Consider the following 20,434-nt stretch of genomic DNA (forward strand, 5'->3'; position numbering starts at 1 on the left):
CGAACATGAGTGATTTTCACCAACGTCTTGCCGCACGCGCGCTCGCGCTCCTGATGGCGGGCGGGCTGGTCGCCGGTTGCAGTTCGCCGACGCCCGGCAAGATCGATTACCGCAGCGATGCGAAGGCGAAGCAGGCGTCGCTGGCCGTGCCGCCGAACCTGCTCGACGAAACAGGCGACCAGCGCTCGCTGCCTCCGCAAGGCGGCGAAACCTCGCTGTCCGCGCTCAAGCAGGTTCAGGCCGCGGCGCCCGTGTCCGACCAGACCCAGGTGCTCCCGCAGGTGCCTGGCATGCACATTCAGCGTGACGGCACCGAAAGCTGGCTCGTCATCGACAGCCGCACGCCCGACCAGGTCTGGCCGCAGGTGCGCCGCTTCTGGCAGGAGCAGGGCTTCCTGCTGGTGGTCGACCAGCGCGACAAGGGCGTGATGGAAACCGACTGGAACGAAACCCATCCGAAGATCAACGACGGCCTCATTCGCAACACGCTGTCGTGGGCCACGGGCAATTCGTACGTCACGGCCGAGCGCAACAAGTACCGCACGCGCCTCGAAACGTCGCCCACCGGCGGCACGTACATCTTCATCAGCCAGAAGGGCCTGAGCGAGCAGCTGACCGGCACCAACAACGAAACCACCCACTGGGTGCCGAAGCCCAACGATCCGGCGCTCGAAACGGAGTACCTCAAGCGGCTCATGGTGACGCTCGCGCGCGCCAAGCCCGGCGTGCCCGACGCGCAGATCTCCGCCGAGGCCGACGCGAAAGCGAATGCCAACGGCAAGACGCCGGCCAAGGGTGCCGACGCGGCCGCTGCCGCCGTCGCGGCGCAGAACGCTGCTGTCGCGGGGCAGAGTGCACCGTCCGATGCGTCGGCGGCGAACGCCGCAGGGGGCCAGTACACGTCGACCGAACTCACGCTCGCCGAGCCGTACGACCGCGCATGGCTGCGTGTGGGCGTCGCGCTCGACCGCTCGAACTTCACGGTGGACGACCGCGACCGCACGAAGGGTATCTACTATCTGCGCTACGTGGATCCGCAGGATCTGAGCTCGGCGGAGCAGGGCTTCTGGAGCCAGCTCTTCCACGGCCACAAGGACAAGGTCGCGAAGCAGTACAAGCTCAATGTGCGCGCCGTGACCGAGAACCAGACCCGCGTGTCGGTCGTCGACGACAACGGGCAGGTCGACTCGTCGCGGCCGGCTCGCGAGATCATGAGTCTCGTGGTCGAGCAACTGCAGTAAGCATTCTCGAATGCAGGGGCGTCGCCCACGCCGCCCCGGGACAATCAAAAAAACCGCCTGCGAATTCCTCGATTCGCAGGCGGTTTTTCCATTCACGCTGCACGCCGTCTTCAATGCGGAGGAATCATCCATGTGAACACGTTTTGCTGCAGCCACACGAGAATGCCGAGCAGCACCGTCAGGAGGATCGAGTGCTTGAAGGTTTTCGCGAACACGTAGCCTTCCTGCCCTTTGAGGTCGGTGGTTGCCACGCCCGTTGCGATATTTTGCGGCGAGATCATCTTGCCCATGACGCCGCCCGACGAATTGGTCGCCGCCATGAGCACGGGGTCCAGATTGAGCTGGTGCGCGGCCACCACCTGAAGATTGCCGAATAGCGCGTTGCCCGAGGTGTCGCTGCCCGAGAGGAACACGGCCACCCAGCCGAGGAACGCCGAGACGAGCGGGAAGAACGCGCCCACCGAGGCCACGCCGAGACCCAGCGTATAAGTCAGGCCCGAGTAGTTCATCAAAAACGCCAGCCCGACGATGGTGGCAACGGTCAGGATGGCGATGCGCGTTTGTACCCAGGTGTCGACGATCGCGGCGCCGAAGTCGGCGGGCTTGAGCCGCACGACCAGCGCCGTGATGATGGCCGCAACCAGGATCGCGGTGCCCGTGCCGAGCGGCTGGAAGTCCCAGATCGCGCCATACGGCGTCTTGTACAGCGTGATGTAGACGGCCTTGTCGAGACCCGGCCAGTGCACCTTGAGGTCGCCGATCGCGAACACCTTGGCGATCGTCCAGAGAATCACGACCACCGCCACGATGATCCATGGATACCATCCCTGCGTGCCCGAGACGTCGCCGCGCACTTCCTTGGCGCGGTCGACCTTGATCTCGAAGCGCGCGTCGGGCGCGGGTTTCCACACGCGCAGAAACAGGATCGTGAGGATTAGCGAGACGAGCGAGGAGAGCACATCGGTCAGGCTGTAGTTGATGTAGTTCGCCGTGACGAACTGCGTGAGCGCGAAGCTGCCGCCCGAGACCAGCAGCACCGGCCAGATGCGCAGCATGCCGCCCACGCCCGCGTAGATGGCGATTACATAGAACGGCAGCGACACCGCGAAGAACGGCAACTGGCGGCCGACCATTTGCCCGAGCGCGTCGGCGGGCAGGTGGGTGACCGCGCCGAGCACCGTGATCGGCACGCCAAGCGCACCGAACGCCACCGGCGCCGTGTTGAAGATCAGCGTGAAGGTGAGTGCTTCGAGCGCCGGGAAGCCGAGCATGATCAATAGCGAACTGGTGATCGCGACGGGGGTGCCGAAACCCGAGATGCCTTCGAACAACGCGCCGAACGAGAAGCCCACCACCACGAGCACGATGCGCCGGTCGTTGGGCAGATTGTCGAGCAGCCACATGCGAAACGCCGAGAAGCGCCCCGAGCGCACCGCAATGTTGTAAAGCAGGATGGCCGTGACGACGATCCACATGACCGGCCACAGCGCGAAAACCACGCCGTTGAGCACCGAACTGATAGCGAGATTGACCGGGAACTGCCAGCCCGCGATCGCGACGACGAGGCCCACGACGAGGCCCGCGAGCGAAGCCTGCCACGCGGGCCGGCGCGCCCAGCCCAACAGGACGAGCACCACGGCGATCGGCAGCACCGCCACGATGAACGACAGGAAGAGCGAGTTGCCGATGGGAGTCAACAGCTGGTGGAACATGACGTTTCCTTTATGCTGATTGGTATCGGCGCATCGATGCGTGCGGGCGCAAAGGTGTGCCGGGCGTGGCGTCGGCAGTGCGCGCGGCGCGCGGTAGACCCGCGCGCCGCCATGGGGAGGGGAATTCAGTAAGGCCGTGCTTCAGTACCCGATACCCAATAGCAGCATAGAAAATGGTTCGGGAGCGTCAAGGGAGGGAAAGTACGGTCGTGCGGCGCGCGTGGCGCTGGCTGGCGCTTAGTGATGCCAGTGGCCGCCCCCACCGCTCCAGTAGCCAAAGCCAAAGGAGATGGCGGGCGCCCCCCATCCCCACGCGGGATAGGGGTAATACGGGGGGTAAGCCGGATAAGCCGGATAAGAGGAATAGAGCGGCCAGGCCGGCACCGCGATAGCAACGGGCGGGGAGGGATACAGCGGCCCGGGATACTGTGTATCGGGGACGGCCGCGGGTGCGGGGTTGGCAGGCAGATTCGCTTGCGGATTGGTCTGCAAGACCGCGTTTTCATGCTGCGTGCTCGAGGCGGGCACGGTGCCGTAGTAGTACGGCGAATAGCCGTATGGGTAATAGTAGTAGCAGCCGGAAAGCGCGAGCAGGACGGCCGTTGCAGCGAGCATCGAGCTCCGCCTGAGCGCGCCGCGCGCCCACGGGCGCTCCAACGAGGATTGGCGCATCGAGGCGCTGCAAGGCGAGGCAAGGGCGGCTAAGGGGCGATTCATGGCGGACTCCTTACTCGGCCGGCAGTAAGTGCGTTGGGCACCCGGAACCTGATCGATCGAGCTTACGCTCCTCGCCGCCACCCTGTGTTGCACTTGAATCACCGCATCTTTCGCGTGCTTGCATGACTGCATGCCCAAACACACGCATGCATAGTCGCGGCCAAATGCAAACGCGGCGCATGCTCTTGCGAGACATGCGCCGCGTATCCTCTCTGAAGCCGGCATGTGCAACCCGGATTGCCGGCTAATTGCCTGTTGTTATGTCGTGAGTTTTTCGCTGTGTCAGGCAGGGCAGACGTGGCCCTTACTTGCCCACCTGATTGCCGATGATGCCGCCTACCGCAGCACCGCCGATCGTGGAGAGCGCACTGCCGCCAATGGCCGCGCCCGCGACGCCGCCGACACCCGCGCCGATTGCGGTGTCGCGGTCGCGCCTCGACATGTTGTCGCAAGCCGAGAGGCTGCCGACTACGGCAACGAGCGTTGTCACAGTGAGGAGAGTGCGTGCGCGTGCAAGTGTTTTCATTTTTCGACTCCGGTTGTATCGGGCGAGGCGCACCAGGCGGTTTAGTGCCTGATGCGCTTCCAATGCATTTATCGTAGAAGCGCCTCCCGTATCCGGGTGTATGCGCTTGTCAACGAGTTGTCGGAATCGTTAGAAATTGTTTCGCGGCGCGCAGCATACCGTCTTGCGTGCCTTACTGGCGCTGATAAATCTCCGCGCCTTGCTTGATGAACTCGACGGCCTTCACTTCCATGCCCTTTTTCAGGGCCTCGTCGTCGGTCATGCCCTGTTTTGCCGCGAAGTCGCGCACGTCCTGGGTGATCTTCATCGAGCAGAAGTGCGGACCGCACATCGAGCAGAAGTGCGCGACCTTCGCGGAATCCTTCGGCAGCGTTTCGTCGTGGAACTCGCGTGCCTTGTCCGGATCGAGGCCGATGTTGAACTGGTCTTCCCAGCGGAACTCGAAACGCGCCTTCGACAGCGCGTTGTCGCGCACTTGCGCACCCGGATGACCCTTCGCGAGATCGGCTGCGTGCGCCGCAAGCTTGTACGTGATGATGCCTTCCTTCACGTCGTCCTTGTTCGGCAAGCCGAGGTGTTCCTTCGGCGTGACGTAGCAGAGCATCGCCGTGCCGAACCAGCCGATCATCGCGGCGCCAATGCCCGAGGTGATGTGGTCGTAGCCCGGCGCGATGTCGGTGGTGAGCGGCCCGAGCGTGTAGAACGGCGCTTCCTTGCACCAGTCGAGCTGCAGATCCATGTTCTCCTTGATGAGCTGCATCGGCACGTGGCCGGGACCTTCGATCATCACCTGCACGTCGTGCTTCCACGCGATCTGCGTGAGCTCGCCGAGTGTCTTGAGCTCGCCGAGCTGCGCTTCGTCGTTGGCGTCGTAGATCGAGCCGGGACGCAGGCCATCGCCGAGCGAGAAGCTCACGTCATAGGCCTTCATGATTTCGCAGATCTCTTCGAAATGCTCATAAATGAAGGATTCCTTGTGATGCGCGAGGCACCACTTGGCCATGATCGAACCGCCGCGCGAAACAATGCCCGTCATGCGGTTGGCGGTGAGCGGCACGTACTGCAGGCGCACGCCCGCGTGAATCGTGAAGTAGTCGACGCCCTGTTCGGCCTGCTCGATCAGCGTGTCGCGGAACATTTCCCACGTGAGGTCCTCGGCCTTGCCGTTGACCTTCTCGAGCGCCTGATAGATCGGCACGGTGCCGATCGGCACCGGCGAGTTGCGGATGATCCACTCGCGTGTTTCGTGAATGTGCTTGCCGGTCGAGAGATCCATGACCGTGTCGCCGCCCCAGCGGATCGCCCACGTCATCTTGTCCACTTCCTCGCCGATCGAAGACGTGACCGCCGAATTGCCGATGTTCGCGTTGATCTTCACGAGGAAGTTACGGCCGATGATCATCGGCTCGCTTTCCGGGTGATTGATGTTCGCAGGGATGATTGCGCGGCCGCGCGCGATTTCCTCGCGCACGAATTCGGGCGTGATTTCCTGCAGGGCGTTGGCGCCGAAGGCAGCCGCGCCGAATGCCTGGCCCGGGTGCTGGCGGCCCATCATCGCGGCCAGCTTCGCGCCGTTCGGGCCGCTCGTCTTGAGGCTTTCCAGATACTCGGCGCGGCGCTGGTTTTCGCGGATGGCGATGAATTCCATCTCGGGTGTGATGATGCCCTGGCGCGCATAGTGCATCTGCGTGACGTTCTTGCCGGCCTTCGCGCGGCGCGGCGTGCGGTGCAGGCCCGGGAAGCGCAGTTCGGCCGTGGCCGAATCGGCGGCGCGCTCGCGGCCGTATTCGGAGGAGAGGCCGGGCAGCGCTTCGGTGTCTCCGCGCTTTTCGATCCAGCCTTGACGCAGTGCGGGCAGGCCCGCGCGGATGTCGATCTTCGCTTCGGGGTCGGTGTACGGGCCCGAAGTGTCATAGACGTAGATCGGCGGATTCTTTTCGCCGCCAAAGCCCGTGGGCGTGTCCGATTGCGTGATTTCGCGCATCGGCACGCGAATGTCGGGCTGCGAGCCGGTTACGTAAATCTTGCGGGAATTGGGCAGCGGCGCGATTGCAGCTTCGTCGACGTGCGCGTTGGCGGAAACGAATTTCGGGTTGGCGTTCATGCCTCTCTCCATGCAAAGCTATGTGGGAACAGCGGCTTAGCAGGAGATGAGACGGAACGTGGACGGACTTCGCTGTGATGAGGTGAGGCGTTTGCGTTGCGAAGTCCGGACGCTTCCCTGCGCTGGCATTATCCAGATCAGGTTCAAAGGGTATTTCTCACCCACGCAATACGCGGCTTGAACATTCGTGTGAACGATTCGAAGCGGCGCATGACGCAGGACCCCCGCGTAAGCAGGCCAAACGATACACCGTGCTGCGACGATCTGGCAAGTGCTTCGGCATGTGAAATGTGCCAGGCCAAGCGCGGGCGCGCGTTGCTTACAGCGTGAAATCGTCTGCGGCTTCAGGCTGAAACAGGACGCGGTCGATCTTGAACGTCTCGACGGCACCGCTCGGCGGCGTGAAGCGCACGGACTCGCCGCGCTTCGCGCCCAGCAGCGCGAGGCCCGCGGGCGAAAAAACGTTCAGGCGTCCGGCGTCGAGGTTGGCGCTCACCGGGTAGACCACGGTAAACGTGACTTCCTCGCCCGTGCGTTCGTTCACGAGCGTGACCTGCGAGTTCATGGTGACGACATTGGCGGCGACCTTGCGCGAGTCGACGATCTCCGCGCGCTCGAGCAGGTCGTCGAGCATGGGTTGGCGTGCAGCGGCCGCACCGGGCTCGGCGGCGCATTTTTCGAGGCGAGCGAGATCGAGCTCGGTCAGATAGCGGATTTTCTTCGACATGGTGGTTCTCCTTACGATCCGGGATTGAAAAAAGTGAGGGATCGGCCCGGAGCCCGACCGAACGGCTCCGGAAAGCGGAGGGTGGTTCAGTATGGACGCCGGGCGGCGGCGAGCGGGGCCTGGGAGCCGGGGAGGTGTCGTCGGGCGGCGGACCGCGCATCCAGAAGCGTTCCCGCGCGCGCAGACGCGCCGCGCTGGGTGCGTGGCGGCAAGGGTGCGGCGAGATGCACGGCAAGATGCGTGAACGACGGAGGCATAGGGAACGACAGAATTAACTGAAAGCTTTTTGAAGGTAGAGGGCATGTTAACACGGTCTTGTTATTCATGGACGACCTGCGTCGGCAACGCGTCCCGGGCGAAGCGTGTGGTGTCGGCGAGGGGATGGCGAAGGCTTGCCGCAGAGCGACGCTATGGCCCGTCGCGGCGGGCGTTCGTGCACGGCGTTTCAGTCGGGGTTGCGCGCAAGTTGTACGCCTTGCGCATAAAGGCGTGCTCGCTTCGTCCGCAACCAGGTGCCTTGTTGCATAATGCGTGACGCCCGATTCGGGCTCTTCGTGTCCTTAGTGGCTCCATTGCGGCGCATCGAGGCACATCTCGCACTTTCTTTTCGCTGCTTCGATCATGCCGTTGCGCTTCATTCGTCCCGTCCCACGACCGGCGGGGTGTCCGCGGTCAGCCCCCAGTCTCTCCGCGGTGCAATGACCATGCCTCCCCGTTTGCCTTCTCGCTGGACCGGCGGCTCACTTGCCCAAGGGTTGCTACAGGCGCTGATACAGACCGGAGCGCAATGCTGGCGTCTCGCGCGCAGCGTGCGCTTGCCGCAGTCGCGCGGCGGTCGTGTGGCGCTATCGCTCGCGGTTGTCTACTTCGTTTGGGGCTCGACCTATCTCGGCGTGCACGTGGCGCTTGGCTCTTTTCCGCCGCTGCTGCTTTCGGGCCTGCGCAATCTGTTCGCGGGCATCGGGCTCTTTGTGTTCGCCGTGCGCCGGCGTCCTCCCATGCCGACGCTTGCGCAGGTGCGCAATGCAGGCGTGGTCGGCACGATGCTGGTGGGCCTGTCGAGCGGCATGCTGGCCTATGGCATGCGCACGGTCGGCACGGGCACCGCGGCCGTGATGGTCGCGACCGTGCCGCTGTTCGCCACGCTCATTGCCGCGGCAGCCGGGCGGCGCGTCGTGAAGGGCGAATGGGCGGCAGTGGCGCTGGGTCTTGTTGGCATCGCGATTCTCAGCCACGACGGCGGGGCGAGCGGCACGGCGGGCGGTAGCCTTGCGATTCTCGGCGGCGCGCTCTTCTGGGCGGTCGGTGCGCATCTCGCGGGACGGCTCGAATTGCCCTCTGATCTCTTTATCGCGACGGCGCTGCAGATCGGTCTTGGAGGTGCGATTTCGACGCTGGTGGCATGGATCACCGGCGAGCGTATGGGCGCGCTGCATGTCCTGCCGGTCGTCGCGTTCTTCTACCTGATGGTGATCGGCACGATGGCCGCGTATGTTGCCTATGGTTATTTGATCCGGCACACGAGCCCGATCGTGGCGAGCAGCTGCATGTATGTAAACCCGGTTGTCGCGGTGATCATCGGGGCGCTTACGCTCGGCGAGCCGATTACCCTCGGCACGATCATTGCCACCGTGCTGATTCTCGGCAGCGTTGGACTCTCGTTCCTGTTCGACGACAGGCGACGTGGGTCCTGAACTTGCCGCATTATTCGCAGCACGAAGTTTTTGCGCCCGCGCTAACGCGTTGGCAGCAGCGCGGTTCCGGCGCCGGCAGGTGTGCCGGCGCCGCGAATGCCGCCGGTTACTTCGCTTTCTCGGCGCTGTTCGTGATGGCGTGGCCACCCGAGGACAGATCTTCGCCCGCTCCCGCGACGGTATTGCACGCGGCCAGCGCCGCAACCGACGCGGTGATGAGAAAGAAGGCAATCAGGCGTTTCATGAGAAGGGCCTCCGCTGAGTGAGTGAACCCTTTTTCAGCACATCCCGTGCCTGGCCGCTGTCGCGAATTCGCGATGCGGCGCGTGTACGCGCTCCACGCGGCGAACGCGTCATGTACGGTTATGTGTTTGCGTCGGACTGCGCACGCGTGGTGTAGTGAATCCACGCCGCGAGCGCGCTGAAACCCAGACCGGCTGCGCACACACCCATCCAGCCGAACGCATGCCAGGTGGCCGCGCCCACCGCCGAACCCGTTGCCCCGCCGATGAAGTAGCAGACCATGAATACGGTGTTCACGCGGCTGCGCGCTTCGGGGCGCAGCGCGTAAATGCGCGATTGATTCGAGATCTGCGCGGCCTGCACGCCCACATCGAGCACGATCACGCCGATCACGAGACCGATGAGGCTCGTGCCCGAGAACGCAAAGATCACGAACGCGAGGGCGATGAGCGCGATCGAGAGCGTGATGACGGCGCGCGGGCCGCGTTTGTCGGCGGAGCGGCCCGCCCATGGCGCGGCGAGCGCACCCGCCGCGCCGACGATGCCGAAGAGCCCGGCGACCTCGGAGCCGAGGTGGAACGGCTCGCCCGCGAGCAGCAGCGTGAGCACGGGCCAGAACAAGCTGAACGCGGCAAAAAGGCAAGCGCCGATAGCCGAGGCTTCGCGCAGGCCGCGCAATTCGACCGTGAGGTGCCAGAGCGTGGCAAGCAGCTTGCCGTAGCCGAGCGTCGAAGTCGGCTGGCTCTTCGGCAGTTTTTTCACGACCACCACGGCGAGCGCGAGCAGCGCTACGATCGAGGCGGCGAACACCATGCGCCAGCCGAGGTACTGGCCGACGAACCCGGCTGCGGTGCGCGCCAGCAGGATGCCAAGCAGGAGACCGCTCATGACGGTGCCCACGGCGTGGCCGCGCTGCTCGGGCGGCGCGAGTTCAGCCGAGAACGGCACGGCCTGCTGCGCGATGGTGGCGAGCACGCCGATGGCGAGGCTCGCGCCGATCAACACCGGCAGCGAGGGCGCGGCGGCGGCGGCGAGCAGGGCGAGACAGAGCAGCCCCGTCTGCACGAGGATGATGCGGCGTCGGTCGATGCGGTCGCCGAGCGGCGCGAGCAGGAGCATTCCCAGGGCGTAGCCGAGCTGCGTGGCGGCGGGCACCGCGCCGATCCACGCGGCTCCGGCGGGGAACGTATGGCGGAAGTCGTCGAGCAGCGGCTGGTTGTAATAGATGTTCGCGACCGCGACGCCCGCGATGGTCGCGAGCAAAAGCAGCAAGCCGCGCAGCGACTGGCGTTCGCCAGCGGATGCGGAATCGGGTGTGGACATGTGCACGGTATGCGGGCGGCGCCCAGCGATATGAGATGCTGAAAAGGCTGCCCTCGTTCATGCCGGCGAAACGCCGTCTGCATGAGTTCAGGCGTGCCGATCATACCGGAGCGTGCGCGATCGTGCCGCCCCTCGCGCAGACGCGCGCCGGGGGCGAGCTTTAAACACGTTGAGTGCGCAACATTTCGGTTGCGTGACGCGCGGGTAGCGAGTCGGATGGCATCGTTATCGGCTTGAGCCGGAATCGCTGTGCCAATGGTAGAATCGCGTCCGCTTTGCCGGCGTGATGAAATTGGTAAACATAGCGGACTTAAAACTAGATTGAGTGCCCAGCCGGAAACGGCCGGTGCAGAACCCCTCAAATTCGGAGAAACCCCTGGACTTTGCAGTGCGCAAGCGCGCATTGTGCCGAGGCAACGCCGAGCCAAGCCGGCTGGTGCATGTTCGCGCCGGCCAGGAAGGTGTAGAGACTAGACGGGGGGCGCCTAAGGCTTTGGCGCGGTATTACAGCGCCAAGAGGCTAAGGCGAAGGCATAGTCCAGCGCACGAACATCCGCGAGAGCTTCGCGGGCGGCGTCGAAAGACGTAGTGTGACGAAAATCCGCCGCCTCACGGCTTACCGGTTCGAGTCCGGTCGCCGGCACCAGGACAACCTGAAACCCGAACGGGCTTCGCAAGAAGCCCCCTGAACCCGCGATGGCGTACCGCCTCGCGGGTTTTTTGTCGCTGAGCCTAGGGGCTGCCGGGACATCGCAACGATGTCCGGTGCGCGCCGTGCGCTCAGCGGCTGCCGATCTGGCCGGTGCGCGGATTGACGAGCCGCGCAAAGCCGAAAAGCGCCGCAATTGCCAAAGGCGCCACGAGAAAAAAGGCGGTAAGCATGATACAGGCCGTAACAAAATGTTTCGTCAGTGTATCTGCAAGATGCGAATTGGGTATCAGGGACAGCGGCAACAAACCATTGCTGTTGCGCAAGGAATCGCTCAAAAAGTCGGCGTGAATCCGCAAAAGGCTTGATGGGCGGGGGTGTGCGGCATGCGGGAAGGCAATTTAGATGCAGTCGAAGATTACCTCTACTGATTGCGGAGTAACGCCGCGCAGTCCTTCGCTGTGCACGTCGACCGCGTGCATCTCTTTATTTTGCTTGTGGCAATAAGCCTGCGCTTCCTTGAAACCGGCGCTGCGCACGTGGTTCCACGAGACGATGTCCCAACGCGCCCGGCTCGTGATCGAAAAATGCCCATCCTGTCTCGCGTTCACACTGGTTACCGATGTGCATGCCGTTAGCATGCCAAGACCAAGCAACAGGATGCTGCCTCTCATAAATTCCTCCTGATCGCGCACCATTGTCGCCGCCAAACGCGGCCATTGGCAACTCGGGGGGAATGTTAATTAACGTCCGTGAAATATAGAGGCATGAGTGCACGCGCACGTCATGCGCGTGCAGGGCAATAGCGCTGTGAAAGTGGTAGGACGCGTGAGGTGAACGGACATCGCCCGAAGAGGAGTGGCGCCTGGTTTTGCGTTTAATGGCGCGTGCGTCGGCCCAATCGAGCGTATATGCGTCGCCCCGGCTATGTCTGGCGAAGGCGTCAAGCCGCTATGTCACAGAAACGTATCTGGCCGATCCGCACGCCGTGCGGCAACGCCGCACGAAGAACAGAACGGTTGTTTGTCTCGCGCTGTGCGTTCGATGCGGTTCGGCCGAATCAGTCGTGAGCGACGATTTTGCCGACCTGAGCCTGTCCGGAGACGAGGCACGACGAGAGGAAATTTTCTCCCTGGCTGCGCGCGCCGATGGCGGTGAAGCCACGCGCGAGCGCGTCGAGCCGCACGAGTTCCGAGCCTTGCGCGCAAGTTACCGAGCTGGTCTCATGCGCCTGCGCGCGCGTCATCGCCCGGTTCGCGAGGAGGAGTGCGAGGATGATGACGACGCCAACATTGAATGCTTGTCTCATGATTTCGTCTCCTAGTGCAGTCAGACTATCGCAGCCTTTCGGCGTATGTATCCAGGAGTTTCCCGGCGATGCAGTGCAACACATGCGGCGCACGAAAACCCCTTGGAATGCAGGGTGAGTAATAGTTCGGCATCCTTGTGTTGCGACTTGTGCCATACCGAGCCTTGCGCGGCGTGCCAGTACGCATGGACGCGTCTTCGCTATTCCCGGATAGCGGTAAGGTTGCATTGCAGCAATGACGCGTCGCATCACACACGACGACAGTTAACAAATGTAGCGCCAGGCAAATCGAATCTTTCGCGACACATCGACACGGCGTTATTTGGAGCCGTTTTAGTTGCTTGTTGTCAATCGCTTTAGCGAGGCCATTAAGCAATTTGCATCGCCGTAGCTGCGCTTCCAGGGCAGTTGCCTGGCGATAATGGGGTTCGATCATGAGCTCAGGGAACGATCCGCAAATCTTGAAATGAATGCGCCGATGCTGCACTATCGGCTGCCCAGTCCCCTTTTTCTTGTGCGAGGTGTGGCAATGCAGTTGATTGGCATGATGGATTCTCCGTATGTACGTCGTGTCGCGATTTCGCTGTACGTGCTTGGCATGCCGTTCGAGCATCGCAGCGTGTCGGTATTCCGGCATTACGACGAGTTCGCGCAGATCAATCCGGTCGTCAAGGCGCCGACGTTTATCGACGACGACGGCACGCTGTTGATCGATTCCACACTGATCCTCGATTATCTCGACCACAAGGTGCCGCCGGCGCGGCGCCTGATGCCGGAGGAATCGCAGGAGCGCACTTTCGCGCTGCGCGTGAACGGGTTCGCGCTGGCCGCCATGGAAAAAACGGTCCAGCAGGTGTACGAGCGCCAGTTGCGGCCCGAGGAGCGTCAGCACGAACCGTGGCTGCAGCGCGTCACCGCGCAGATGCACGCCGCGTACACGGTGCTCGACAAGTTGCTGGACGGCCGCACTGGCTGGCTGTGCGCTGGGCGAATCACGCAGGCCGACATCACGGCCGCGGTGGCCTGGCGTTTCACCCAGCACATCTTGCCGGGCGCGGTGGATCCCGCGCATTATCCGGCGCTAGCCGCACACGCTGCCCGCGCCGAGGCGTTGCCCGAGTTTGTCGCTACGCCGCTCGAATGAGCTTCGGGACCGTGCACGGGCCGGCATCGTAGGCTCGTTGATCGCGGGCCCCGCTGTTTGCACGATTGTTCGTGTTTGACGACAAGTGACTTCGCGTCCGGGCCATTTATCGGCGGACGCTCCATTCCTAGAATGGCTCTCATGGAAATGACGCTACGTCAGCGAGACGCGGCGGTTTCAGTGGGAGCCGTCATGAAATCCTTTATCGAACGACAACTGTATCAACCTGCACTGGTCCTGCCGATGGTGGACCTCATGCAGTTGATGGTGTCGCTCGACTTCAACATGGGTCAGATCGGGCTGATGGTGGCGACGCGCGGTGCGCGCGCAGCGCTGCAGCGCTCGCGCGAATTCTGGTGTGCAAGCCACGAATGCGTGGCGCCTGTCGAGCGCGTCCATTGACCCTGTTTGCCTACGCTCGATAGACAGCGTACGGCTTTACGATTCTCCCCCCCGACGCGCAGCGGCATCGCCCGTTTGCTGTTGTAGCGTCACCCTCTGAGCCGCCCCATGATCCGGGGCGGCTCTTTTTTCTCGTTTTCCGATTCGAAATTCGCGGACTACCCGTGCATGGAATTTGCGGCGCCGGCGTAAGATGGCGCGGACGTGACGCGCGCACGTGAGTTCCACGATGTTTCGCACGAGGAGAACGGCATGGCACAGCGTTTCGATGCGATCGTGATCGGCACAGGGCAGAGCGGTCCGCCGCTCGCAGTGCGGTTGGGCGCCAGCGGACGCAAGACGGCGGTGATCGAGCGCGCGGCGTTCGGCGGCACGTGTGTGAATGTCGGCTGCACGCCGACCAAGGCCTATGTTGCCTGCGCGCGCGCGGCGCATGTGGCGCGCCACGCGGCGGACTTCGGCGTGCGGATCGGCAATGCCGCGCAAGACGCCGAGGTGAGCGTCGATCTGGCGTTCGTGAAGGCACGCAAGGACCGCATCATTGGCGCGTCGCGCGACGGTGTCGAACACTGGCTGCGCCATGCCTCTAACGTTACGGTGCTGCAGGGGCATGCGCGATTTAGCGCGGCGCATGTGGTCAGCGTGACGTTGGCGGGCGGCGAAACGGCGACACTGGAAGCACCCGAGATCTTCATCAACACGGGAACGCGCGCCGCCATTCCCGACGTGCCCGGGCTCGACCATATCCGATACGAAACCAACTCGACGTTGCTCGCTTTGGAGACGTTGCCGGTGCATCTGGCGATTGTTGGTGGCAGCTATGTGGCGCTCGAATTCGCACAGATGTTTCGGCGTTTCGGCAGCCGCGTGACGGTGCTCGTGCGCGGGGACCGCGTGCTGGCGCGCGAGGACGACGACGTGGCTCGGGCGGTGCAGGACGTGCTTGCGCGCGAAGGCGTGGAGTTTCGCTTCGGCAACGCGCCACGCAGTGTCGCGCCACTCGGAGCGAGCGGCGATGCAGGCCAGCATCCGGGCGGCATACGCATCGAACTCGGCGGCGAAGCGCTCGAGGTTTCGCATCTGCTATTCGCAACGGGGCGTAGTCCGAACACCGACGATCTCGGGCTCGGTGCGGCAGGCATCGAACGGGACAAGCACGGTCTCATCCCGGTCGACGGAGAACTGCGTACGCGCGTGACTGGCGTGTGGGCACTTGGCGACGTGAACGGCCGCGGAGCATTCACGCACACCTCGTACGACGATTACCAGATCGTCGCGGCAAATCTGCTCGACGGCGCGCGCCGTAGCGCCGACACGCGTATTCCGGCCTATGCCGTGTTCGTGGATCCGCCGCTTGCGCGGGTGGGGGCGAGCGAGCACGACGTCCGCGCAAGCGGGCGGCCCGCGCTGATCGCGACCATGCCGATGTCGCGCGTCGGCCGCGCCCGCGAGCGCGGTGAGACGGATGGATTCATGAAGGCGCTCGTGGATGCGCAAACGCAGCGCATTCTGGGCGCGACGATCTTCGGCGCGGAGGGTGACGAGGCGATCCACACCTTCATCGACACGATGACCGCCGACGTGCCGTATACGACGCTCGAATACGCGATGCACGTTCACCCGACGGTGAGCGAACTCGTGCCGACCTTGCTTGACGGACTGAGGCCACTCGTATGAGCGTGTCAGGTGAGAACGCGGGTTCCGGGGAGCTCGCTGGAGGTCCGGCAGCGAGTCTTTCGGGCAACCTCTACGCCGGCATCGAAGCCAGTGCGCGCGATGAGCGCTTCGAACGGCTCGCCGGGCAGGCGGGAGTCCTGATCGAGCGGATCGTCTCGACGGGGCAGGCGAGTCCAGAAGGGTTCTGGTACGACGATCCGCGCGACGAATGGGTCGCTTTGCTCGCGGGTGCAGCGGTGCTGGAATTCGAGGCGCGAGGCGGCGCGCGCCATCGGATGCGTCCTGGCGACTACGTGCATATTCCTGCGCACTGCCGGCATCGCGTGGCGTGGACCGATACCGCAACGCCTACGGTCTGGCTCGCCGTATATTTTGGCGCGGGTGTGGATGGACCCGAGTGAGGCCGGTGAGGCCGGCGCATTGTGACGGTGTTCCTTTCCGACGCGAGGCGCGCCGCGTGTCGACGATAATCACCGGTATCCGCTTTCCGCTACGAAACGCCATCCCATGTCACGTCAACGTCCGTTGCGCGTCGCGCTAGTTTCCGATACGCACAATCTCCTGCGGCCCGAACTGCTGCGTTTCCTGGAAGGCAGTGATGCGATCATCCACGCCGGCGATATTTGCGAGCAAGGCGTGCTCGACAGGCTGGCGCAGATTGCGCCGTTGACCGCCGTGCGCGGCAATAACGACCGTGGCTCCTGGGCTGCGGCACTGCCGGCGCAAACCGTGGTCGAAATCGGCGGCATCGCGCTTGCAGTCGTTCACGAACTGCGCGATTTGCGTGGCCTCGGCGCCGACAAGGCGGCGCAGGACATCGCTGTCGTGGTCAGCGGCCATTCACACAAGGCGGAGCACGAAATTCGCCACGGCGTGCACTTCGTGAACCCTGGCAGCGCCGGACCACGCCGCTTCAAATTGCCCATTTCCGCAGCGATGTTGACGATCGGAAACGATGGTGCGCTGCACATCGAGCACACGCGGCTGATCGACTGAGCCAACTGCGCAGACAAGGGGCGACGCGAGACTTCAGGCGAAACGCAAAAAGGCCAGCGCGAGGCTGGCCTTCGACAATTTCCGATGCGAAATCCGCGGCGCCTGAAGCGCCGTCGCTGCGCAATGACTGCGTTACACCCGAACCGCAGTGTGAGCGGCATAGCGTTCGTCGATTTCGCGGGCGACATGCACGCCACGCATCACGGCATGGGCTTCGGCCTTGCTGCCGACGCACGGTGCGGAGCCGGGCAGCGGCTTGCGTGCCGTTTCGCGCAGCGACACCACCGAGACGATGCCGATCGCGGCCGCACCCATCAGGTAGTACGCGGGCATCATCAGGTTCTGCGTGTGCTCGACGAGCCAGGCGGCGACCAGTGGCGTCGTGCCGCCGAACAGCGACACCGATACGTTGAAGCCAATGGCGAGCGCGCCATAGCGGATCGCGGTCGGAAACAGCGCCGGCAGCGCGGAAGGCATCACACCCGTGAAGCACGAGAGCAGCGTACCGAGAATCAGGAGACCGAAGAACACCGGAAACAGCTCTCCCGTCTGGATCAGCGTGAGCGAGGGAATCGACAGCACGATCAGGCCCACGCAGCCCGCGAGCATCACTGGCTTGCGGCCGATGGCGTCCGAGAGGCGGCCGAACGCGAGCGTCATCGGCATCATCAGCACCATCACGATCAGCACGAGGAAGAGACCGTGCGTTTCGTTGAAGTGCAGCGTCGCCGAGAGATAGCTCGGCAGGTACGAGAGCGCCATGTAGTCGGTCACGTTGAAGATCAGCACGAGGCCCACGCACAGCAGGAAGGGGCGCAGATGTTCAGTGACGAGCGACTTCAGCGTGAGCTTCGGACGCGCATGTTCCTGCGCTTCGCGCAGTTCGGCTTCACGCTTGAATGCCGGCGTTTCTTCGAGCTTGGTACGGATATAGAGACCCACGAGGCCGAGCGGGCCGGCGATCATGAACGGCACGCGCCAGCCCCAGTCGAGCAGTTGCTCGTGCGAGAGCATGGCCGTCAGCACGGCAACCGTGCCGGCGCCGAGCACGTAGCCGATCAGCGTGCCGAATTCGAGGAAGCTGCCCATGAAGCCGCGGCGCTTGTCGGGGGCGAACTCGGCGATGAAGGTTGCCGCGCCGCCGTATTCGCCGCCCGTCGAGAAGCCCTGGATCAGGCGTGCCACGAGCAGCAGAACGGGGGCGGCAATGCCGATCGAGTTATATGACGGGATCAGGCCGATCGCGAAAGTGCCGCAGGCCATCATGATCATGGTCATCGCGAGCACGCGCTGGCGGCCGATGCGGTCGCCGAGCGGCCCGAACACCATGCCGCCGATCGGGCGCACGAGGAACGCCGCAGCGAACGTGCCGAAAGTCGCGATCAGTTGCGCCGAGGGGTTGCTCGACGGGAAAAATACTTGACCGAGCGTGACGGCGATGTAGCTGTAGACGCCGAAGTCGAACCATTCCATGGCATTGCCGAGCGCCATGGCGCCGACGGCGCGTTTGAGGAGTTTTTTATCGACGATCGTAATTTCGTCGAGGGTAAGATCGGCCGAGGTGGCCGATGAACCGGAAGTGGAAGCGGTCAAGGTCTGCATCTCCAATGACAGCGACGGGCCTGCAATGGCTCGCCACAGTTGCCGGAGAGTGCCGTTTCGCGATAGCGGCAAGCATGTCGTGCGCGAACGCCGCACAGTGCGAGCGTTCGGTGAGCCTGCGAGGCAGGCGACGCATGAATGGCATGCTGAAGTGTCGCGAAACGACACTCGGTCGAATTGTGCGTTTGCGTTGCGCCTTGCGTGGCCGTGGTTGGGGGGCAGGACGCAGAAGGACGCTGGGCTCGCACGAGGGTGCGGAGTGAAGCGTCGCGGAAACGAAAAAGAAGGCCCGCGTGGCGGAGCATTCTTTTTGTATGAAAACAACCAGGAAGAAGGCGTTTTTGGGCGCCGGCCTGATTGAAATTGATGACTAATGAATGTCGAACAAGACGTTATGATAGCACGATAACGTAAGATCGTGCAAACCGCCCGTCCGGCGGGGTTCTTCGGGGAGCCCGCCAGGCCCTGTGTGGCGGGGGATTGGGCGATCTTGCCGGCCATAATGGCGCAGCCCTGTAGCGTGTCGCACGAGGGGCATGGATGGCCTGAAAAGCACATAAAAAAACCGCGCCGGGGCGCGGTTTTTGCAGTGCGTCGGGTGCAGCTTCAGCCTTCGGTCGGCGGCACGTAGCCCGACGCCTGATCGGCGCCTTCGCCGAAGAAGAACTTCTCCGTCTGCTTCATCAGATATTGGCGCGCGCGCGGGTCGGCCATGTTCAGCCGGTTCTCGTTGATGAGCATGGTCTGCTGCTTGAGCCAGATTTGCCATGCTTCTTTCGAGATGTTTTCGTAGATGCGCTTGCCGAGTTCGCCGGGCAGCGGGGGAAAGTCGAGTCCCTCGGCTTCCTTGCCGAGCTTCGCGCATTGGATCATACGGGCCATGCTGTGCTTCTCCTGTAGTCGTATCGGGTGGCGGCGTGTCGCTGCGTCCTCAGCAGATGGGGACGCTCACAGCTGTTTCATCAGCACGAGCGACTTGCGCTGCCAGTTGTAGAGGCGGCGGCGGTCTTCGGGCAGGTCGTCGACGGTGGCCTTTACGAAGCCGCGTTTCAAGAACCAGTGCTCGGTGCGCGTGGTAAGCACGAAAATGCGCGTGAGGCCACGTGCTCGCGCGCGCTGCTCGATGCGGCGCAGGAGCCGCTCGCCGTCGCCCGAGCCTTGCGCCTCGGGCGAGACCGTGAGGCACGCCATTTCGCCGATGCGCTCCTGCGAATACGCGTAGAGCGCCGCGCAGCCGAACAGCACGCCGTCGTGCTCGATCACCGAGAAATGGTCGATGTCGCGTTCGATCTGGTGGCGCCCGCGCCGCACGAGCGTGCCGTCGCTTTCGAGCGGCTCGATCAGCGTGAGGATGCCGCCGACGTCGTCCGGCGTGGCTTCGCGCAGGCTCTCCAGATTCTCGTACGAGATCATGGTGCCCACGCCGTCGTGCAGGAACAGCTCGAGCAGCACGCTGCCGTCGAGCGCGTAGGGCAGGATGTGCGCACGGCCCACGCCGCCGCGGCAGGCGCGGATCGAGTGCTTCAGATAGAAGCCTTCGTCGCCGAGCACGGTGCCGCTTTCCTGCAGCTTGTAGGCGTCGTCGAGCGACATTTCCCGGATCAGATCGCCTTCCTCGCTGATGAGACCCGGCGTTTCCGTGAGGAAAATGATCTTGTCGGCGCGCAGCGCGATGGCCGCCGCCGAGGCGACGTCTTCCATCGACAGATTGAACGCCTCGCCTGTGGGCGAGAAGCCGAGCGGCGAGAGCAGCACGAGCTTGCGGCTCGCGAGCGAGTGGCGGATCGAGTCCGCGTCGATCTTGCGCACCACGCCCGTGTGCTGGAAGTCGACGCCGTCCAGAATGCCGACCGGGCGCGCCGTCACGAAGTTGCCCGAGACCACGCTGATGTGCGCGTGCGCCATCGGCGTGTTCGGCAGACCCTGGCTGATCGCGGCTTCGATGTCGAGGCGCACTTCGCCGGCGGCTTCTTTCGCCGATTCCAGCGCGCGGGCGTTGGTGATGCGCATGCCGTGCGAGAACTCGGACTCGACACCGTGCAGGCTCATCTGCTCTTCGACCTGCGGGCGCGAACCGTGCACGAGCACGATCTGGATGCCCATGGCCTGCAAGAGCGCGATATCGGCGACGAGCGCGTTGAGCAGGTTCTGGTGCACGACTTCGCCGCCGAAGCCAACCACGAAGGTCTTGCCCTGGAACATGTGGATGTAGGGCGCGACCGATCGCATCCAGTCGACGAACTGCGCGTGCTGCGCGGCCTGCTGGGCAGCTTGCTCTGAAGCGGAGTCCGCGGCGGCGGAAGCCGGCGCGCTCGCGGAGGCGGGGACGAGGTCGGTTTGGGAATTCATGCCCGGGATTATAATGCGC

Annotated in this window: 20 protein-coding genes and 1 riboswitch; of the genes, 7 read left to right on the forward strand and 13 right to left on the reverse strand. The window is 63.8% G+C overall.

Annotated elements, in window-relative coordinates:
* Positions 1–5: 5 nt before the first annotated feature.
* Positions 6–1,241 carry an outer membrane protein assembly factor BamC gene (gene bamC, locus P5W99_RS05945; protein ID WP_421079332.1) on the forward strand — a complete coding sequence of 412 codons (1,236 nt, stop codon included), beginning with the start codon at positions 6–8 and terminating at the stop codon, positions 1,239–1,241.
* Between the two features lie 110 nt (positions 1,242–1,351).
* On the opposite strand, the gene P5W99_RS05950 is transcribed toward bamC, so the two are convergent.
* The 5 genes from P5W99_RS05950 to P5W99_RS05970 form a co-directional block, all read right to left on the reverse strand.
* The gene (locus P5W99_RS05950) at positions 1,352–2,953 is read right to left on the reverse strand and encodes an L-lactate permease (RefSeq protein WP_421023661.1); all 1,602 of its coding nucleotides are present in this window, start codon (positions 2,951–2,953) and stop codon (positions 1,352–1,354) included.
* Between the two features lie 237 nt (positions 2,954–3,190).
* Positions 3,191–3,568: a hypothetical protein gene (locus tag P5W99_RS05955; RefSeq protein WP_421023662.1), complete on the reverse strand. Its 378-nt coding sequence runs from the start codon at positions 3,566–3,568 to the stop codon at positions 3,191–3,193.
* Positions 3,569–3,974: 406 nt separating this feature from the next.
* Positions 3,975–4,196, reverse strand: coding sequence for a glycine zipper 2TM domain-containing protein (locus P5W99_RS05960; protein ID WP_421023663.1), 222 nt, complete (start codon positions 4,194–4,196; stop codon positions 3,975–3,977).
* Positions 4,197–4,368: 172 nt separating this feature from the next.
* Positions 4,369–6,300 (reverse strand): phosphomethylpyrimidine synthase ThiC, encoded by a 1,932-nt coding sequence (gene thiC / locus P5W99_RS05965; protein WP_421023664.1) that lies wholly within the window; start codon positions 6,298–6,300, stop codon positions 4,369–4,371.
* A 96-nt stretch (positions 6,301–6,396) separates the two neighbouring features.
* Positions 6,397–6,536: riboswitch (TPP riboswitch) on the reverse strand.
* Between the two features lie 83 nt (positions 6,537–6,619).
* The gene (locus P5W99_RS05970; RefSeq protein WP_421023665.1) at positions 6,620–7,027 is read right to left on the reverse strand and encodes a GreA/GreB family elongation factor; all 408 of its coding nucleotides are present in this window, start codon (positions 7,025–7,027) and stop codon (positions 6,620–6,622) included.
* Positions 7,028–7,731: 704 nt separating this feature from the next.
* Here P5W99_RS05970 and P5W99_RS05975 point away from each other — a divergent pair.
* Complete coding sequence (locus P5W99_RS05975; RefSeq protein WP_434662197.1) at positions 7,732–8,721, forward strand: EamA family transporter; 990 nt, start codon at positions 7,732–7,734, stop codon at positions 8,719–8,721.
* Positions 8,722–8,827: 106 nt separating this feature from the next.
* On the opposite strand, the gene P5W99_RS05980 is transcribed toward P5W99_RS05975, so the two are convergent.
* The 5 genes from P5W99_RS05980 to P5W99_RS06000 all read right to left on the reverse strand — a co-directional run bounded on the left by P5W99_RS05980 (position 8,828) and on the right by P5W99_RS06000 (position 12,245).
* Positions 8,828–8,965 carry an entericidin A/B family lipoprotein gene (locus P5W99_RS05980; RefSeq protein ID WP_421023667.1) on the reverse strand — a complete coding sequence of 46 codons (138 nt, stop codon included), beginning with the start codon at positions 8,963–8,965 and terminating at the stop codon, positions 8,828–8,830.
* A gap of 119 nt (positions 8,966–9,084) precedes the next feature.
* A complete protein-coding gene (locus P5W99_RS05985) occupies positions 9,085–10,287 on the reverse strand; it encodes an MFS transporter (protein WP_421023668.1) in 1,203 nt (400 codons plus the stop codon).
* Positions 10,288–11,067: 780 nt separating this feature from the next.
* Positions 11,068–11,262 carry a hypothetical protein gene (locus tag P5W99_RS05990; protein ID WP_434662200.1) on the reverse strand — a complete coding sequence of 65 codons (195 nt, stop codon included), beginning with the start codon at positions 11,260–11,262 and terminating at the stop codon, positions 11,068–11,070.
* A 75-nt stretch (positions 11,263–11,337) separates the two neighbouring features.
* Entirely contained in the window at positions 11,338–11,610 is a 273-nt protein-coding gene (locus P5W99_RS05995; RefSeq protein ID WP_421023670.1) for a hypothetical protein, read from the reverse strand.
* Positions 11,611–11,996: 386 nt separating this feature from the next.
* Positions 11,997–12,245: a hypothetical protein gene (locus tag P5W99_RS06000; RefSeq protein WP_035530985.1), complete on the reverse strand. Its 249-nt coding sequence runs from the start codon at positions 12,243–12,245 to the stop codon at positions 11,997–11,999.
* 529 nt (positions 12,246–12,774) lie between these two features.
* Here P5W99_RS06000 and P5W99_RS06005 point away from each other — a divergent pair.
* The 5 genes from P5W99_RS06005 (at position 12,775) to P5W99_RS06025 (ending at position 16,464) form a co-directional block, all read left to right on the forward strand.
* A complete protein-coding gene (locus P5W99_RS06005) occupies positions 12,775–13,389 on the forward strand; it encodes a glutathione S-transferase family protein (protein ID WP_421023671.1) in 615 nt (204 codons plus the stop codon).
* Between the two features lie 192 nt (positions 13,390–13,581).
* Positions 13,582–13,791: a hypothetical protein gene (locus P5W99_RS06010; protein ID WP_421023672.1), complete on the forward strand. Its 210-nt coding sequence runs from the start codon at positions 13,582–13,584 to the stop codon at positions 13,789–13,791.
* Positions 13,792–14,043: 252 nt separating this feature from the next.
* Positions 14,044–15,468 carry an FAD-containing oxidoreductase gene (locus P5W99_RS06015; RefSeq protein WP_421023673.1) on the forward strand — a complete coding sequence of 475 codons (1,425 nt, stop codon included), beginning with the start codon at positions 14,044–14,046 and terminating at the stop codon, positions 15,466–15,468.
* Positions 15,465–15,869, forward strand: coding sequence for a cupin domain-containing protein (locus P5W99_RS06020; RefSeq protein ID WP_434662202.1), 405 nt, complete (start codon positions 15,465–15,467; stop codon positions 15,867–15,869). The genes P5W99_RS06015 and P5W99_RS06020 overlap by 4 nt, the downstream gene beginning before the upstream one ends.
* A 106-nt stretch (positions 15,870–15,975) precedes the next feature.
* On the forward strand, positions 15,976–16,464 hold the full coding sequence (locus tag P5W99_RS06025; RefSeq protein WP_434662204.1) for a metallophosphoesterase family protein: 489 nt from the start codon (positions 15,976–15,978) through the stop codon (positions 16,462–16,464).
* Positions 16,465–16,596: 132 nt separating this feature from the next.
* On the opposite strand, the gene proP is transcribed toward P5W99_RS06025, so the two are convergent.
* The 3 genes from proP to argA all read right to left on the reverse strand — a co-directional run bounded on the left by proP (position 16,597) and on the right by argA (position 20,415).
* Positions 16,597–18,066: a glycine betaine/L-proline transporter ProP gene (gene proP, locus P5W99_RS06030; RefSeq protein ID WP_421079340.1), complete on the reverse strand. Its 1,470-nt coding sequence runs from the start codon at positions 18,064–18,066 to the stop codon at positions 16,597–16,599.
* A 606-nt stretch (positions 18,067–18,672) separates the two neighbouring features.
* Positions 18,673–18,948 (reverse strand): oxidative damage protection protein, encoded by a 276-nt coding sequence (locus tag P5W99_RS06035; protein ID WP_421023677.1) that lies wholly within the window; start codon positions 18,946–18,948, stop codon positions 18,673–18,675.
* A gap of 66 nt (positions 18,949–19,014) precedes the next feature.
* Entirely contained in the window at positions 19,015–20,415 is a 1,401-nt protein-coding gene (gene argA, locus P5W99_RS06040) for an amino-acid N-acetyltransferase (RefSeq protein WP_035530996.1), read from the reverse strand.
* Positions 20,416–20,434: the final 19 nt, after the last annotated feature.

The sequence above is a fragment of the Paraburkholderia sp. A3BS-1L genome, from assembly GCF_051125215.1.
Classification (GTDB): domain Bacteria; phylum Pseudomonadota; class Gammaproteobacteria; order Burkholderiales; family Burkholderiaceae; genus Paraburkholderia.

What these genes read in the sequence shown, in the direction of transcription:
- bamC (WP_421079332.1), top strand. Translation starts at nt 6, where the DNA reads ATGAGTGATTTTCACCAACGTCTTGCCGCACGCGCGCTCGCGCTCCTG.
- P5W99_RS05950 (WP_421023661.1), bottom strand. Translation starts at nt 2,953, where the DNA reads ATGTTCCACCAGCTGTTGACTCCCATCGGCAACTCGCTCTTCCTGTCG.
- P5W99_RS05955 (WP_421023662.1), bottom strand. Translation starts at nt 3,568, where the DNA reads ATGCTCGCTGCAACGGCCGTCCTGCTCGCGCTTTCCGGCTGCTACTAC.
- P5W99_RS05960 (WP_421023663.1), bottom strand. Translation starts at nt 4,196, where the DNA reads ATGAAAACACTTGCACGCGCACGCACTCTCCTCACTGTGACAACGCTC.
- thiC (WP_421023664.1), bottom strand. Translation starts at nt 6,300, where the DNA reads ATGAACGCCAACCCGAAATTCGTTTCCGCCAACGCGCACGTCGACGAA.
- P5W99_RS05970 (WP_421023665.1), bottom strand. Translation starts at nt 7,027, where the DNA reads ATGTCGAAGAAAATCCGCTATCTGACCGAGCTCGATCTCGCTCGCCTC.
- P5W99_RS05975 (WP_434662197.1), top strand. Translation starts at nt 7,732, where the DNA reads ATGCCTCCCCGTTTGCCTTCTCGCTGGACCGGCGGCTCACTTGCCCAA.
- P5W99_RS05980 (WP_421023667.1), bottom strand. Translation starts at nt 8,965, where the DNA reads ATGAAACGCCTGATTGCCTTCTTTCTCATCACCGCGTCGGTTGCGGCG.
- P5W99_RS05985 (WP_421023668.1), bottom strand. Translation starts at nt 10,287, where the DNA reads ATGTCCACACCCGATTCCGCATCCGCTGGCGAACGCCAGTCGCTGCGC.
- P5W99_RS05995 (WP_421023670.1), bottom strand. Translation starts at nt 11,610, where the DNA reads ATGAGAGGCAGCATCCTGTTGCTTGGTCTTGGCATGCTAACGGCATGC.
- P5W99_RS06000 (WP_035530985.1), bottom strand. Translation starts at nt 12,245, where the DNA reads ATGAGACAAGCATTCAATGTTGGCGTCGTCATCATCCTCGCACTCCTC.
- P5W99_RS06005 (WP_421023671.1), top strand. Translation starts at nt 12,775, where the DNA reads ATGCAGTTGATTGGCATGATGGATTCTCCGTATGTACGTCGTGTCGCG.
- P5W99_RS06010 (WP_421023672.1), top strand. Translation starts at nt 13,582, where the DNA reads ATGAAATCCTTTATCGAACGACAACTGTATCAACCTGCACTGGTCCTG.
- P5W99_RS06015 (WP_421023673.1), top strand. Translation starts at nt 14,044, where the DNA reads ATGGCACAGCGTTTCGATGCGATCGTGATCGGCACAGGGCAGAGCGGT.
- P5W99_RS06020 (WP_434662202.1), top strand. Translation starts at nt 15,465, where the DNA reads ATGAGCGTGTCAGGTGAGAACGCGGGTTCCGGGGAGCTCGCTGGAGGT.
- P5W99_RS06025 (WP_434662204.1), top strand. Translation starts at nt 15,976, where the DNA reads ATGTCACGTCAACGTCCGTTGCGCGTCGCGCTAGTTTCCGATACGCAC.
- proP (WP_421079340.1), bottom strand. Translation starts at nt 18,066, where the DNA reads ATGCAGACCTTGACCGCTTCCACTTCCGGTTCATCGGCCACCTCGGCC.
- P5W99_RS06035 (WP_421023677.1), bottom strand. Translation starts at nt 18,948, where the DNA reads ATGGCCCGTATGATCCAATGCGCGAAGCTCGGCAAGGAAGCCGAGGGA.
- argA (WP_035530996.1), bottom strand. Translation starts at nt 20,415, where the DNA reads ATGAATTCCCAAACCGACCTCGTCCCCGCCTCCGCGAGCGCGCCGGCT.